The following is a 15,516-nucleotide window of genomic DNA, read 5'->3' as shown; positions in this document are numbered from 1 at the left end:
CTACTTTTCCCTTCTAAAAATAGGCGAAATAAAGCTTTCTTCGCTTCATTCCACCTACTTTCTCTTCTTATTTATTGCGTTCACCATAGATAACATCTAAGCAAAACGCACACTCTTCATCATTTTCACGACGAGAACCGTACAATATGTTACAGACATGGAAGCCTTCTTCATAAAGTTTTTCTAAGTTCATGCGAGATTTTGATAATTCTTGTTTCACAGCCTCTGTCGAGCTGTCTGATAATTTATTTAACTCTTGCAAATGTTCTCGCAATCGTTGGTTTTCAATTTCAAGCGTGGTATTTTTCTCAACGACTTCATGTAATGCTTCTTTGATTTCTGTCAGTTGTTCTAAATTATTACGCATTTCATTTTCTAACAAATTCAGCCCATCATATAAAGAGCGTTTATCCATGCTGATCACCTTTTTCGGCCTGTGCTTTTTCAGTTGCTTCTTTGATTTCTTCGTATTCAAATTCTACGGCAGTTTCTCGTCCCACCAAACGAACCTTAATGATTCGACTTAACAAGTTCAATCCTACGACTCTTCCCTTGCCTTCTGGGGTAATCACTTCTTTGCCATAATCGGGTAATTCTTTTTTAGCTGCTTCGTATTCGTCATTTTCATATTTCAAACAACACATTAAACGACCGCATAGTCCAGAAATTTTTACTGGGTTTAACGATAGTCCTTGGTCTTTCGCCATTTTGATTGACACTGGCATGAAATCTCCTAGGAATGTCGAACAGCATAATTGTCTACCACAAGGACCAATACCACCTAAAATTTTGGCTTCATCACGAACACCAATTTGACGTAATTCAATTCTTGTTCGGAAAATTGAGGCTAAATCTTTTACCAATTCCCTGAAATCGATGCGACCATCTGCTGTAAAATAGAAGACCATTTTACTTCGATCAAATGTATATTCCACACGAATCAATTTCATTTCTAATTCATGCTCATTGATTTTTTGTTTCGTTACAGAAAGGGCAGCGTAGGCGTCATCTCTATTTTTTTGTTCTTTTTCTAAATCTGATTCTGACGCTTTATTTAAAATTGGTTTTAATTCCTCAGGTAAATCTTCAGGATCAATGGTTTTCTTAGGTATGGCTACTGTGGCAATCTGTTTAGACTGTTGCGATTCTACAAGCACTTTTTCATTATAAAAGTACTCCGATTTTCCAGGAGCAAAATAATAGATATGACCTGCTTCACGAAAGCGAACTCCGACTACTTCTACCATTTTAATCCTCCTATTTCTGTTTTGGGATGAATCATTCTTATCACTAGCTGCTCACACACGCTTTGCCAACTGACATTGGCTTCCCACTTTTGACGGGCTTTCAAAATCAATTCAATTCGCTGTGCTTGCTGCTCCACTGCTTTTTTCGACTGACCCTTCGCAACAAACTCTTTTAGTTGCTGACGGTAATAAGCAAGTAATAAGTCAAAACTGAGGGCCTGTTGCTCTTTTTCTTTAAAGACTTTTATCATCTTTTTTTGAACATAGACAAATCCCTGTAAATCATCATTTCTCAAATAATCAAACCAGTGCTGAATAATTTCCCTAGCATCATTAAACCATTCATCTTTAGAGATTTCAACTGCTTTATCAAAACTATTTGTCAGTTCTACTAAAAGTTTTGCCTTATTCTCATTAATTCCAGTTTCCATTAAGGCCGAAACTAATTTTTTTGTAACTAGTGGTTGAAAATGCAAAACCTGACAGCGAGATTGAATGGTAGGTAAAATTCTAGTTAAAGAGGTTGTTTCCAGAATTGCTAGAATTTTGCCTTCTGGTTCCTCCAAAAATTTCAGCAAGCTATTGGCTGCACCTACACTCATTTTATCCACCTGTTCAATTAGGAAAACTTTTTGAGCTGTTTCCACACCACTTTTAGAAAACTCAGATTTTAATTCTCGAATCTGATTGACTTTAATGGTTTGCCCCTCTGGCACAATTCTCAAAACATCAGGATGCTCGTTTTCATTTATCCTTAGACAATTGTTGCATTGATTGCAAGGATTATTCCCCGTTACATTTGTACAAAATACGCGTTTTGCCATCCACAGACCAAATTCTTTTTTCCCTGTGCCTGTATCTCCTTCAAAAAGATAAGCATGGGCAAGACGACCATGCTCAAAGCTTTTTTGGAGTTGCTTATAAAGAAGTGGCTGTTGTTCTGACAGTAATTTTGCTTCGTTCATATTAATATTGGTGGAATCCTTCAACAGGAAGGACAAACACGGTTGCGCCACCCACTTCTACTTCGATTGGATAAGCAACTTGCCCATCCATTGTAATATCTAAGGTCACAGGTGTTGAGACATATTGTTTTCTTGACTGACAGGTTTTCTTGATTAATTCCAGTGCTTCATTTACACGATCATCATCAATCCCAATAATGAAAGTGCTATTTCCGGCTTTTAAAAATCCGCCAGTGGATGAAAGTTTCGTTGCACGAATATTGCAATCAATAAATTCATTGGCTAAACGGTTACTATCCTTATCTTGGACAATCGCTAAAATAATTTTCATTTTTGGTCACCTTCCTAGTTTCTAAAATATTCTGGATAACGCTGAACAATTGCTTGGAATGTTGCTTCAACAACATCTTCAAAACTCATTCTAGCGTCAATCTTGGTAATTCTTTCTGGATTTGCTTCAACTAATTTTAAATACTCATGACGAACGCGTTGATGAAATTCTAATCCTTCTGAATCTAGTCGGTCAATTTGATGTTTGCGGTTGTTCTGAATGCGACGCAAGCCAGTATCGGAATCCACATCTAGATATACCGTAAAGTCTGGTACCGTCCCTTCAATTGCGAACTCATTAATCGAAGCAATCGCTTCAACACCAATTCTACGCCCAGCACCTTGATAAGCTAAAGAACTATCTACAAAACGATCACAAAGAACAATTTGACCTGATTCTAAAGCTGGCAATACCTTCTCAATTAAGTGTTGACGTCTTGCAGCAGCATAGAGTAAGGCTTCCGTTCTTTCATCCATTTCGTCATTATTCGGATCCAAAATAATTTGGCGAATTTTTTCAGCAATTGGAATTCCGCCAGGTTCTCTTGTTTTAACAATCGTTTGTTCTGCTACTAAATCTAATCTCGGATACAATTCACTCAAGACACTTGTTTTTCCCGCACCATCTGGTCCTTCAATCGTAATAAATAAACCTTTCAAAATATTGCCCCCATCTAGAAAAGCAAAATAATTTTCATTTTAATCTGTGACTCAAAAAATCAAATCATTCTACTTGTTTCATATATATTCATTGTACTTGAAAATAGAAAAGCTGTCTAATCTAGAAGGTTACAATTCTCTGCGCCCTTCAACAGCTTTTAGTAACGTCACTTCATCTGCATACTCAATGTCACTACCTACCGACAAACCATGTGCCAAACGAGTTACTTTTATCCCAGCTGGTTTAATTAACCGCGAGAGATACATCGCTGTTGCTTCCCCTTCGGTTGTAGCGTTTGTAGCAATAATTACTTCTTTGACTTCATCATCATGAAGTCGCTGTATTAATGAAGCAATATTGATATCTTCTGGTCCAGTTCCTTCCATTGGAGAAAGCACCCCATGCAAGACATGATACAGTCCATGATATTCACGCATTTTTTCCATAGCCATTACATCTTTTGGTTCTTCGACAACTAGTATTGTCGTTTTATCTCTCGTTTGATCTTTACAAATATCACAAGGATCTTCCTCTGTAATGTCTCCGCAGATGCTGCAGAAATGTAAATCACGTTTGACACTAATCAGCGCTTTGGCAAAAGCATTGACGTCTTCTTCTCTCATATCAATCGTATGAAAAGCCAAACGAACCGCCGTTTTCTGACCAATTCCTGGTAATTTCATATAACTCTCAATTAATTTTGCAATCGGTTCGGGATAATGCATAACTTTTTATTCTTCCTTTCATATCAAGCTTTTGGAGCACTTTCATTTTAGAACGGTAACAAAAACGGTAACATAAAGAACTCAAAACATCAATAAGAATCCAATACACTAGTTTCATGTTCAGGTAATTTATCTAAATAGTAACTCATAGTTGTTTTAGCATTCTCATGCCTTAAACGTTTTTGAATTGTTTTCAAATCTACTCCCATACTTAGCAACCACATTGCATGACTATCCCTAAAATCATGTATTCTTATCTTTTTTAATTGTTCGTGTTTATTTTTTCCTATGTTATAACTATTAATAATTTGATTTTGCCACAAAGTCCAATTTCTTACAGCATACATAGTACCATCATACATAAAAATATATTCCATCACACCAATTGACTCTTGTGAATGTTTCCATTTTTTCAACCATTGGATATTTATAGGAGACAATTTTACCCAGCCTTTACTACTGAACGTTTTTGCTCCATCCGAAACATTAGCCGACCAATCTGATTTATTTCTATAGCTCAAAGTACTATTCACATAAATCATTCTTTTCTCCCAATCAATATCAGACCACTTTCTAGCCATCAATTCCCCAATTCTTAGCCCAGAGAAAAAAAGTGTATAAAATCCAGCTTTTTTCATTATATCCAAATACTTTGTTTCATCAAGCTGTCCAAAAAAAGAATTAAATTCATCAATGGTCCAATACATAATTTCTCTTTTCGAACGAACTTTAAGTTTTTTGACCTTCCTTGCATAATTTTCAGAAATCAGCTCTCTTTCAACCGCTAAATCAAAAATTTGATATAATCCTGAAAGTATATGATTAATGTAACTTGAAGATATCGGTTTACCATATTGAGAATTTAAATTTTGTAAATAGTCTTTAAACAACGCAACATCTTTTTGTTTCATATTTGATATTTTTGAACCTCTAAAGTATTCAAAATACTTACTATACATTTTCTCTCTGTTACGAAATGTACTATTTTTCAAAGTTCTTTTAAAGTGTGGAATCGCTACATTTTCAAAAAAATCATAAAAGTCAATACCTTCTGATTCTTCTTCATATACTCCGTACTTAATATTTTCTAAAATATTGTTCAAAGCTTCTTTTGCTTCACTAGCTGTTGAAAATCCTTCTCCCTTTATCCATGATTTGCCTAATGAATTTCCTTTTTTTAGCCGTTTCTTATAATACCATTTTTTTGTTTTTTTGTGTTTATAAACATTTGAGATTTTAGCCATTCTTTAACTCCATCCCCAGCAACTTTTCTACTGCATATGCTGGCACCCTCTGTACTTTTCTACCTGAATAGAAATCACATTTCTTTTCTCTAACCATGTACTTTTTTGCATTTCGAAAAATACGTTGCGCTTGAGCAGAATTAAAACCATGACTTTCAATTTCTTTTTTAGTTATAGTATCCATTTTAGCACACTCCAATCATTCAAAACAAAAAGATATTACCTCAAAAGAAGCAATACCTTTAATATTATTTTGAAACTATTAGTTTTTAATATTCTTGCTTGACCGTGTTATAGGTCATTTCAGAAATTTTATTATCTTTTACCTTCACAAACAACAAAACGTTCGTATCAAAACCATTTTGCTTGCATTTTAAATAAATTGCATATTTTTCTTCCTTGTCACTCATTAACTCATAAATTCCCTCAATATAGCCAGTTGACGCAAACTTTACATCTGTTTTGGAATCTATTGCATTATTCTTAATACATTCTTCGGTCATATATTTTTTTAATTCATCATTACGATTGTTTAAAGTTGAAAAATTCGCAAAGGTGTTTCCCACCTTTTCTAACATCTTTTTATCCGTCTGAATTGTTCGTTCTTTTGAAGACGTTGAAAACTCGATTTTAGAATTATCTTGTTTAATTTCTTTGTCTTCCACTCTCTGCATAATAATTTTATTTTCAGAATCACTTGATTTAGTGGACTCTTCTTGTTTTTTACATGCTGATATACTTAATAACAAAACAGACAAGGAAAGTAACTTCATTAATTTTTTCATTCAATACTCCCTACTTTCTAGCTATTCTTTGAACTTCTTTAGCGTATACAAGTTTCGTTCGGAATCCTTCTGAAAATTTCACTCGGTACTCTTTATTTTTTAACGCAATTAAGAATCCATCCTCAAACCTACGTACCGCAAATTCATTTTTAGTACATTTAAAAAAAGCACATACTTCCTTCGTTTGTTTTCGATTTAGCACACTCTTTTTCCAAAACATTCTCATTCCTCCTATTTTTTTCTAACAATACTTGCTACAGAAGCAATCCCCCACGGTCGCCTGTATTTCCCTACAATTGCACCTTGCTCTGCATTTTGTTCATAAGTCGTAATTTGTTCATTTGCATCCACACTTGCTATAATTCCTGTGTGTCCATATACTCCTGGTGAAATAGGACTACCAGGCAACCTGTTAATAATATCTCCAGCTCGTATATCACTAAACTTAGGATTATGAATCACCTGCCAACCATTAATATCCCAAAGGTAAGCTCGACCTATTTCCCAAGCATTTACCGTATTTACACCTACAATAAAATTAGCAATCCCGTGCGGGCTACCAGCTCCTAAATGTATAGCTGTTTGGAAACCATCTACATAATAGGAGGTTAATCCATAGCATTGTCCGTTATATACAGTCTTTCCTAAAACAGCTTCTAAACTACCAACCTCTCCATTTCCAACACCTACATTATTGCCTAGCCCTTGCTTCACAATACGGTTATACCAATTATTTGCACTGACTTTCCTTCTTGCTTGTTCTTCTGGATTTTGACTTGTTCCAGCACGCTCCCACTGCACAAGGATATCAACAGTTGTGGTATTTAAATCAGTTTGTTTAGACAGCTTTTTAATTAAATTACTATCTGAACCATCTTTTTCCCAAGCAAAAGACAACTGAAAAGCACTGTCTTTCCAATCTTTATTTTCTTTTTTAGCAGTTTCTAACAATTTTACACGTCTGTCACTATCCCATTGAGCCAAACCAAATGCATAACCTCCAGTAACGGGATTCATTGCTATTGCTTCATTGTACAAAGCACCTCCTTGAATCGCATCTGGACGCAATCCGCTCTCATGTTCCATATTTCCTAACCACGCACAAGCAAATTCTTTTGTCCCTCCATTTTCTAATACAAATTTATACACCCCTAAAGCAATTTTTTCTTGTGGATTTTGTGGGGTAAAATCTCCCCCTTCATCCATATTGCTAAAAACTGATGCAATCATCACTATTAGAAAAAGCAACAATACAAAAGGTGCTAAGCAGCCAGACATTATTTTTTTCAACTTATTCACCTCAAAAAAAGAGACTGGTTTAAGTCTCCCAATCTCTTTCATCATCTAAAAGATTATCTGTTTCATCTGATTTCAAAAGCGAATCATCTAATCCAAACAATCCTATTTCACTTAATCTTTCCTCTGGCATGACATCACGTTCGTTTTGTTGAAGTAATTCTTCATCTGTTCGATCAAAGAACATTTTTTCATCCTCTTGTAAAAATTCATCTACATTATCAACAATCACATTCATTTCATCTAAATCATCCATAACTAATGCTTCATCTTCTTGATTTATATCTTCCGCTAAACCATCCATTTCAGCGTAAACATCTAGCGAACGGTCTTCTATACCTTCATCACCAGCAATTTCCTCGAATGGAGCATCATCTATTTCATACATTGTTTCCATTTCATTTATCGGTTCATCAACATCTTGAATCAATGACTCTGTTTCCTCTTCTCCTTTCTCATTCTCTTCTATAAAATGTTCATTACCTAGAGAAAGAGCTTTATCAAACTTACTATCATCTGTATTCATTTTTGAGAGTCCATCCATTGCCATATTGGGATTTCCAGTATAAGCACCTACACCAGCTTCAAAAATACCACCACCAAATTCAACAGCTCTATCTTTCGCTTCAAGAATTTTCTGTTCAAAATTAGGCATTTCAACTTTTCCATCTGAAAAATAGCGTAAAATAGCATATCTATTTTTCCAAACTTTTCTTAACAGAACAATTTTAATCACTATCAATATGATCGAGCCAGCCAATATACTGGTTCCACTTGATAAGAAAAATAATAGTGTTTGATCTACTTTTGAAAAAACACCCATAAACGCTGTATCTATTAAATAATTTACCCAGAAGAATATTGACATGAAAACCCCTAGAATAACAGGAAAAAACAACAGTCCCATCAATCCTTTTAGTGTTTTAAATAGAATATTTTGACAAGCTGGAATAAACGCACACAACAAAATCACTGGAAACGCAATAAGTATCATAATCACTAGAATCTCAATTATTGTCAGCAAGGCTTGCATATAATTCACAGGAATCGAAATAACGACTAAATTAATATTTCCTACGATAATGGAAAAAAACTTTTCAATAGTCTTTTTCCCATTTTGTTCAAGATATGCATTCTCTTTTACTTGTTCCTCAATATATTTTTTTCGTTCTGCTTCAAATTTCTTTTTTTCTTCACTACTTGCTCCTACTGGCATCAGTAGCTTTTTTTCATCTATCTTCTCACCATTAGGCATTGTGCCATCTAATGAACCAGTATTGACATAATAAAACGTTTGTCTCACTGTCGCATTAAATAACGGACTATCTTCATTTTCTAAAGAATCACCAGAAGAATAAGGACTAGTCGCATTAGAAATTTTTGCTCGCATTTCTTTTGTTATATTCGATACAGAAGAAATTAAAAATGTTCCTCCACTTTGAGATACGCCATTTGAAGTAGAAACATTTCCAAACCAAAAAATAAACACAACAATTACACCAACATAGTATAAAAGTATTTTTGAAAAATTTTTTCTAGACACAAAAAAACGATACAATAAATAAAATGCACTAATCAAAAATAATAAAGCAAACAAGCTACCTTTTGAAATACTACGTCCACCAAAGTTATTCAATATTTCGACGGATTTATAATAGGCCTCAACTTGTTTTCCTCTGAAAAATTCTGATTGATCTAATGCTTTTTCAAATAGCAAAAAGATAGAAGTCAATACTCTTAAAAAAACAAATGGAATATCTACAAAAATCCAATTCATTATTTCCCATATTTTTTCCAATACTCCAGCTTCCACAAAATAAGCTGTATAACTATCTAATACATAATTCAACATTCCACCTCCCTATGCGACAAATTGATTTTCCATAACTGAAGCATCTGTATCATCAATTGTTTTGAACAATTCTAACCATTCTTCAAAAATCACATCCACTACTACACGATTGATTTGATTAAACATATCTTTAAATAAACATTGCCCTTGTACCATGTTACTTACCCATTTGAGATTTGTTTCATTAACAGGCAGATTTAAATAATTTAATATACCTTCTCGGTTATTTACTTCATCGAAACAAATCACCATACCAAAGCCAGTACCATCTTCTCCATCGTCTAAATCTTTAACGGATTGCGTAATTAACACCATAAAGTTGTTTTGAGACCGTCCAACACGTTTCATTGATTTTAAAATAGCTCGTCCTTCTGGTGACGATTGGAATATCCAGCTTTCATCAAAGAAAACAACCGTTTCTTCTTTTGGATTACGAGAACCAAACTTCGCACAAAATTCACCTAATGCAAACATCAAGGTTACCGATAAACGTTTATTTTCATCCAACACTTCATTCTTTTCTTTCGGCAAGTCTAAATCTTCAATTTCTAGTATGGTTACCTTAGCATCAAAAGATAGCCCTTTTACATCCCCTCGAGAAAAAGATAATTCTAAAACAGAACCTTTAATTGTCGAAATTAAAAAACGCCCCATGTCTTGGACGTCCTCAACTTTACTATTAACTAATTCATCAATCACATGCCAGAAACCAACTATTTTTCCTTTTTGGCGTTGCTCCACGACTTTTGAAATGGCTTCATTAATTGCTGTTTTTTGTTTTAAATTCCATGTTCCCTCATAAATATTAGTAAGCATCGCCTTTGCTGTAGCAATCGCTTCTGTTTTATCAAACAATACTATAGGATCAAGAACACCAATATTCTTTTTATCCCGAACATCTAATGTGACAAAGTTAAAAGACTTGATAAACTCAACATCCAACGGATATTTTTTTTGATATTCCTTATCATTTATCACTCTCATATACTGACGGCGCATTTCTTTTTTAGGGTCAATGTATAATACCCTATCTTTCATCAACGCACATTCCATAAACAATTTTTTTGCTGTTACCGACTTTCCATTTCCTGTATCTCCTACTAGAGCAAAATGAGGATTATTCGTTTTCTTCCCTTTAATGTTTTGTTTATTTGAAAGTAAAATATTTAAGTAAATCAAGTTTTTAGAATTTGAAACAATCGCTTGCCTATCCTCTTTTTCTTCTATCGTGCTATCAACACGTCCAAAATAAAACCCTAAACTTGTTCCAGATTTTAAGGAGGTAAAGAAGTTCATTTCTGCAAATGAAGCAACGGTACTTGTATGTCGCCATTTTGAATTTTGATATTTTGACTTCGTAAAGTTTCCATAAAGTGTTGATTGGAATAAGTACGGATTATCAAAAGTTGCTTTTAACAGTGGCATTTTCAATCCACTAAATCGGTTTAATAAATACTTTTTACGAATATTCATTTGCTTCTTCATTGCACCAGAAACCACAAGAAATGCTTTCCAATCAAGAATATCTTCTCCATCATCAATTTTTTGATCTAAATCATCTAGTGACAACTGACCTTCTAATATTTTCCTCTTTTGCTTTGTTCCAGCAACATGCGCTTCTTGCATAATGTTTTTTGTTCGTGTTCGTGCCCGACTAGAACGACCAGACAAAGCTAATTGCCCCTTATTCTCACTAAAAACCGCTTGAATTTTCATTCCTACACCAAACGGCATTTTTTGAACAATTTCTAATAAGTGATTACCATCTAAAAATACGCCCATATCATCAACTGGCATGAAAGAAGAGAAGCTTTCACCATATTCAGAACGGAATCTCATACGTTCAACATTCCCACTTTTATTTACTTGTTCGTCATAGACTTCAAATTTTGACAGCAACAAATTTATTGCGATTTCATCTAGTGACACACCATTAATATAATCATTAAAAACTTGTTCATTATAGCCTTTCCCAAGTTCAAGTTCGTAACGATTCCATATTCCATGTTCTTCCAACACTTCATCCAACGTCATTCTCATCTTACTAGCTAATTCATACCGTTTTTCATAAAATCTCACAAACATCCCTTCACCGCCACGAGAGCCATAATAAAGAGTTAATCCTCCATGATCTTCTCTAAACTTTTTTTCCTGTTCTCTGTATACTTGAAAATCTGTTTTGATTAAATCTTGATCTCTACGTTTTTTTAGTTCATATAAATCAAAATTTCCGTTCATAGGATCATAAATTTCATCTATTGCAATATCTAACCTTGTAGAATGTAGCCTAGAATAGTAACCTCTCGATAAGTACCAGCTAGAATCAAGAACGTTCGCTAACCAATCCTTTAAATTCAACTCTTTACTTTCTAAAAACTGTTCTAACTCATAGACTCCTTGACCAGTTAAATCCATCAAAATCCCTTGTGAATCATCCTCTATCCAAGCAAATACAACTAGGTTGCCACAACTGTATTTCAGTTGGTAATTGTGTTGCTTTGTTTCTTCAACAATAAAATATTTCATCGGTATACCTATTATTGTTTCGATCACTGTTTGAATCGTGCTATCAAAGAAAGTAAATTTTAAATAATCAAAATGAACATGTAACTCACACTCTGACACCAAAGCCAAACCAATTTTTTGTTTGATTTGATTTACTCTTTCTTCTGACAATCCGGTGACTTCTCGTTCGTATTTAGATAATTGGGCTCTTGAAATACCGACCTTTTCAGCAAAATCCCGCAAATTATAATCAAGTTTCTTTCTAATTCGTCTCAACTCTTGTCCGTCCATCATTTCCCCCTAGAGTAGACAATTTTTAACTATTTTGTCTACTCTTTAATAATCTCTTAAACGCTTAGCATCAAAAGGTTTTGAAGCTACTTCGTTTTCTTTTTTGCCTTTTCTGCACCCCGTATTACCAATCGGGGTGCTGGGAAATGTTGGGGCTCACGCCCCAACATTCACTTCGTGTATCTTGCGAAGCAAAATACACGTGCGTTTTTCAGTGGTTTTGCTTACGCAAACCACAAAACACACGTGTATTTCACTTGCGACACACTTGTGTTATCCTCTTTGCCACTCTGGATAACGCTGTGCATAATCTTCTGGCAACAAAAAAAGGCGGTCAATTGTTGCCAATAGACTTGCCCCATTCTGTCGTTCTTCATACAACTTCTTTAGTAACCTAATTTCATCTTCATCTAGTAGTAATTGTGGCACTGGTTTTCCATAGACATAATGAGGAAATTCCATGTTTATTTTTCTTGTGAAACGAAAGGCTGTTCGTTCTTCAATTTTACTAATCCAGCTTCTTAATGTTCTCTCTTTCATTTCAAAAGAAATCGCCTCACAAACTTCTTTAACAGTATAAAAAATCACTTTAGTCACCTTCTTTAATCCTAAAAAAAATTTCATTCTAACAATACCTGTAACTTCGATACTACTTTTTTTAATACCTCCATCTCTTGGACCAAAGCAATTCTGACAAATCCTTCTCCTCCTTTTCCAAAACCACTACCTGGAGAAAATAAAATATTTGTTTCTTTTAAGACATATATCACAAATTCTTTATCACTCATATAACTATATTTATGAGGTATTTTAGTCCATATAAAGAAAGAGGCTTTTGGTTTTGATATTGTCCAATTTACTTTTTTCATTTCTACAATAAAGTAGTTTATCCTCTCTTCGTACTTTGCTATTTCTAACTTAGATATCTGAGGTAAATTTTCTAGTGCAGTGATTGCTGCTTTTTGAAAAGGCAGAAATAAACCAAATTCAATATTAAATTGAAGTTCTTTTAATTGAGCAATAATTTCTTTGTTTCCACAAACAAACCCAATTCTCCAACCAGCTATATTACAAGATTTACTTAAACTATAAAGTTCAACTGAAACTTCCTCTGCACCGTCAACAGAGAAAATACTCGATACTTCGTTATGATTATAACGAATCTCTGCATAAGCTAAATCATTTATGATTTTGAAGTTGTATTTTTTGGCTAATGAAATAGCTTTTTCAAAGAATACTTTTGTTAAGACAGCACTTGTTGGATTCCCTGGTGAACACAATATCATCAATTTTGCATCTTTTAATTGCTTCTCAGAAATCTTATTTAGGTCTGGATAAAACGTTTCTTGATCACATGGGAAATAGATAATCTCACCATTCAATAGTTCAACACATTTTGTATACACAGTATAAGTAGGTGATGGTAGTAGTACTTTTTCACCTTTATTAATAAGGAGAGAAATTAATCTATAGATGGCTACTTTTGTTCCCTGAACCTCTATAAAGTTTTCTTCTGGTATCAAGTCAACTCCAAACCTAGCAGAATAATAATGAGCAATACTCTCCAAAAGCTTTTTATTTATTTCAGGTGAAAAACTTCCATAACCATGCATATCTTTTTCTTGAATATAGTGACACAATGAATCCAGCAACACTTTGTTTGGTTTTCCAATTGGATTTCCAACTGCTAGGTTTACAATATTAGGGCTAGTTTGTAATTTTTTGTCAATAAAATCAAAAACATCATCTTTTTTATTTTTTTGTTGAGTCAAATCCATTTCTCCTTTAACGAATTGGTTTTTCCATAGCTTTTTGACTTATTATGTAATCACCATTTAATAAGTCTTTTTCAAATTCGGCAATTACGTCTAATAATGCGTTCAAAATTGATTCTATCTCATATTTAGAAGCTAAATTAATTGGATAGAGCAAATAGGCTGTTCGTTCAGCAGAATTAGCATGAACTTTATATGCTGGCACAAAACTGATTAGTGGAACTAGTTCTCCTTTATTACATTTATTCCAACAATAGTGAATAAATCCCTGAGCAATATTTGATTCGCTATAAGTTGTATTCTCAATTACTTTTTGAAAGTCAATTAAAAAAACGATTTCCCAACCCAAAGAATAATCATTAATTAATTTTAACTTAGGATAGTTTTCCATTGCATTTTTAAATTGCAAGCTCATTTCTTGTAATTCAATTAGATATTTTTGGAAACCTGAAATCCCTAACCTCCTAAGAGCTACATAAGCTGATGAAATTCCCATTGTTGGTCGCGAGTTTTCAATCGTATAACGATACGCTCTAAACTTTCCATAGTGATAGTCCTCATCGGAATAACTATAACTGCCATCATTTAATGAATTAAATGCTTCTTTCGATTTTGTTATAAAAAAACTTGTTGAATACGGGCAAAGTCCGTTTTTATGAAAGTCAACACCAAAAGAATCAAATTTTTCCATACCTACTTGTCTTTTTATTACTTCTTCAATTTTATATCGAACTGAATCTTCTACATCAAACGAGAGGTAATCATCCTCACTATTAAAATTAAACCATAACCAGCCAATCACGCTATCCAGATGAAAATGAGGAAGATAAGTTTCTCCTAACTCCTTTAACGTTTCAGTCACAATAGTATGGGTCTTATCTGTATTATCATGAGCAAAATTAATTGTCGTTCCCCCGCAACAAATGACAGCTGCTATCTTTTTCCCTTTAGAGACTTGTTCTTGTACAATTTCTTTAAGTTTATCATAGTCCATTTGCCAGTCTTTTTGAGCTGGAACTCTGATACATTGTTTCGAGCCTATGCCAAGAATCGAGCACACATGCTCTACACAATAGTGAGCAGATTCATTTGTCAAAACAACCAAATTTGAAGGAACTCCTTCTTTAGTTGATCTTGGTGCTTGTTTAGCAATGGCTGATTTTATAGCATAAAGTAAAGTAAGTTTGCCTCCATTACATGAAATACCAGTTGCCTCATCCCACCCAATTAGCTTTCCTAATGATCTTGATACCTGTTGTTCAGCCAGCAATACTCGTCCTCCAAAGTCATCCATTAAACTATTCACATTGTATAATTGAGTAAGTGTATTTGCAGCCACGGTATCTAGTAACGGTGATGGTAGCATATTAAATAAAGCATACGGTGAGTGTGGTCTAATGGCGCCATCAAATATCGTTCTAAAATCTTTTAATACCGTCTTACTTTCTTCTCCTTCATAAGCCAATATATGTTTACTTAATTCCTCTTCATAATTAAAATCTGTTATTGGAGATTTAGGAGCTATCTGATTACCATCATAATCCAATACCTCTCTTAGCTTACTCAAAAACGTTTCATAATTAGTCTCATTAGCATTCAGAAATTCATTCTCTAATTCCAAAAAACTTTTATTTTCCATTAAAATACTCCTTACTTACATATATATATTTAAATTTCATCTGATAATTCAATGTGTTTATTGCTTCAAAAGTACTTTAATAGAGTTTGGTCTGTAAATAATAATCACTTTTACTCACTCTTTTTTTAGTTTACTCTAAAAAAGTAATTTGATTTTATCATGTTACCATTTTGAAATGCAAGAAATACACTAGTTATTGTT

16 protein-coding genes are annotated in these 15,516 nt (G+C 33.8%); all 16 read right to left on the bottom strand.

What is annotated here, in order from left to right; translation table 11 throughout:
- Positions 1-67: 67 nt before the first annotated feature.
- Complete coding sequence (locus tag BCR26_RS08540; RefSeq protein ID WP_069698562.1) at positions 68-415, bottom strand: DNA replication initiation control protein YabA; 348 nt, start codon at positions 413-415, stop codon at positions 68-70.
- The gene (locus tag BCR26_RS08535; RefSeq protein WP_069698561.1) at positions 408-1,247 is read right to left on the bottom strand and encodes a PSP1 domain-containing protein; all 840 of its coding nucleotides are present in this window, start codon (positions 1,245-1,247) and stop codon (positions 408-410) included. Before BCR26_RS08535 ends, BCR26_RS08540 begins: the two co-directional genes overlap by 8 nt.
- On the bottom strand, positions 1,241-2,212 hold the full coding sequence (holB, locus tag BCR26_RS08530) for a DNA polymerase III subunit delta' (protein ID WP_069698560.1): 972 nt from the start codon (positions 2,210-2,212) through the stop codon (positions 1,241-1,243). The genes BCR26_RS08535 and holB overlap by 7 nt, the downstream gene beginning before the upstream one ends.
- Before the next feature lies 1 nt (position 2,213).
- The gene (locus BCR26_RS08525) at positions 2,214-2,543 is read right to left on the bottom strand and encodes a cyclic-di-AMP receptor (RefSeq protein WP_069698559.1); all 330 of its coding nucleotides are present in this window, start codon (positions 2,541-2,543) and stop codon (positions 2,214-2,216) included.
- A gap of 14 nt (positions 2,544-2,557) precedes the next feature.
- Positions 2,558-3,202, bottom strand: a complete 645-nt coding sequence (gene tmk / locus BCR26_RS08520; RefSeq protein WP_069698558.1) for a dTMP kinase — start codon at positions 3,200-3,202, stop codon at positions 2,558-2,560.
- A gap of 129 nt (positions 3,203-3,331) precedes the next feature.
- Positions 3,332-3,928 (bottom strand): recombination mediator RecR, encoded by a 597-nt coding sequence (gene recR / locus BCR26_RS08515; protein ID WP_069698557.1) that lies wholly within the window; start codon positions 3,926-3,928, stop codon positions 3,332-3,334.
- An 89-nt stretch (positions 3,929-4,017) separates the two neighbouring features.
- A complete protein-coding gene (locus BCR26_RS08510; RefSeq protein ID WP_069698556.1) occupies positions 4,018-5,172 on the bottom strand; it encodes a tyrosine-type recombinase/integrase in 1,155 nt (384 codons plus the stop codon).
- Positions 5,165-5,356, bottom strand: a complete 192-nt coding sequence (locus tag BCR26_RS08505; protein ID WP_069698555.1) for a DUF3173 family protein — start codon at positions 5,354-5,356, stop codon at positions 5,165-5,167. Before BCR26_RS08505 ends, BCR26_RS08510 begins: the two co-directional genes overlap by 8 nt.
- Positions 5,357-5,441: 85 nt before the next feature.
- Positions 5,442-5,957 (bottom strand): EF0163 family protein, encoded by a 516-nt coding sequence (locus BCR26_RS08500; protein ID WP_245341943.1) that lies wholly within the window; start codon positions 5,955-5,957, stop codon positions 5,442-5,444.
- Between the two features lie 10 nt (positions 5,958-5,967).
- Positions 5,968-6,177 carry a hypothetical protein gene (locus tag BCR26_RS08495; protein ID WP_069698554.1) on the bottom strand — a complete coding sequence of 70 codons (210 nt, stop codon included), beginning with the start codon at positions 6,175-6,177 and terminating at the stop codon, positions 5,968-5,970.
- Positions 6,178-6,188: 11 nt separating this feature from the next.
- On the bottom strand, positions 6,189-7,247 hold the full coding sequence (locus tag BCR26_RS08490; protein WP_245341944.1) for a phage tail tip lysozyme: 1,059 nt from the start codon (positions 7,245-7,247) through the stop codon (positions 6,189-6,191).
- 28 nt (positions 7,248-7,275) lie between these two features.
- Positions 7,276-9,102, bottom strand: coding sequence for a hypothetical protein (locus tag BCR26_RS08485; RefSeq protein WP_069698553.1), 1,827 nt, complete (start codon positions 9,100-9,102; stop codon positions 7,276-7,278).
- Between the two features lie 12 nt (positions 9,103-9,114).
- On the bottom strand, positions 9,115-11,904 hold the full coding sequence (locus BCR26_RS08480; RefSeq protein WP_084387080.1) for an ATP-binding protein: 2,790 nt from the start codon (positions 11,902-11,904) through the stop codon (positions 9,115-9,117).
- Positions 11,905-12,174: 270 nt separating this feature from the next.
- Entirely contained in the window at positions 12,175-12,525 is a 351-nt protein-coding gene (locus BCR26_RS08475; protein WP_069698552.1) for a hypothetical protein, read from the bottom strand.
- Positions 12,522-13,673 (bottom strand): pyridoxal phosphate-dependent aminotransferase, encoded by a 1,152-nt coding sequence (locus BCR26_RS08470; protein WP_379962702.1) that lies wholly within the window; start codon positions 13,671-13,673, stop codon positions 12,522-12,524. The genes BCR26_RS08475 and BCR26_RS08470 overlap by 4 nt, the downstream gene beginning before the upstream one ends.
- A gap of 13 nt (positions 13,674-13,686) precedes the next feature.
- Entirely contained in the window at positions 13,687-15,315 is a 1,629-nt protein-coding gene (locus tag BCR26_RS08465; RefSeq protein ID WP_069698550.1) for a pyridoxal phosphate-dependent decarboxylase family protein, read from the bottom strand.
- Positions 15,316-15,516: the final 201 nt, after the last annotated feature.

The sequence above is a fragment of the Enterococcus rivorum genome (genome assembly GCF_001742285.1).
GTDB lineage: Bacteria > Bacillota > Bacilli > Lactobacillales > Enterococcaceae > Enterococcus_L > Enterococcus_L rivorum.
Note: the sequence above shows the minus strand (reverse complement) of the source record. Positions and strands in the feature narration are given on the sequence as shown.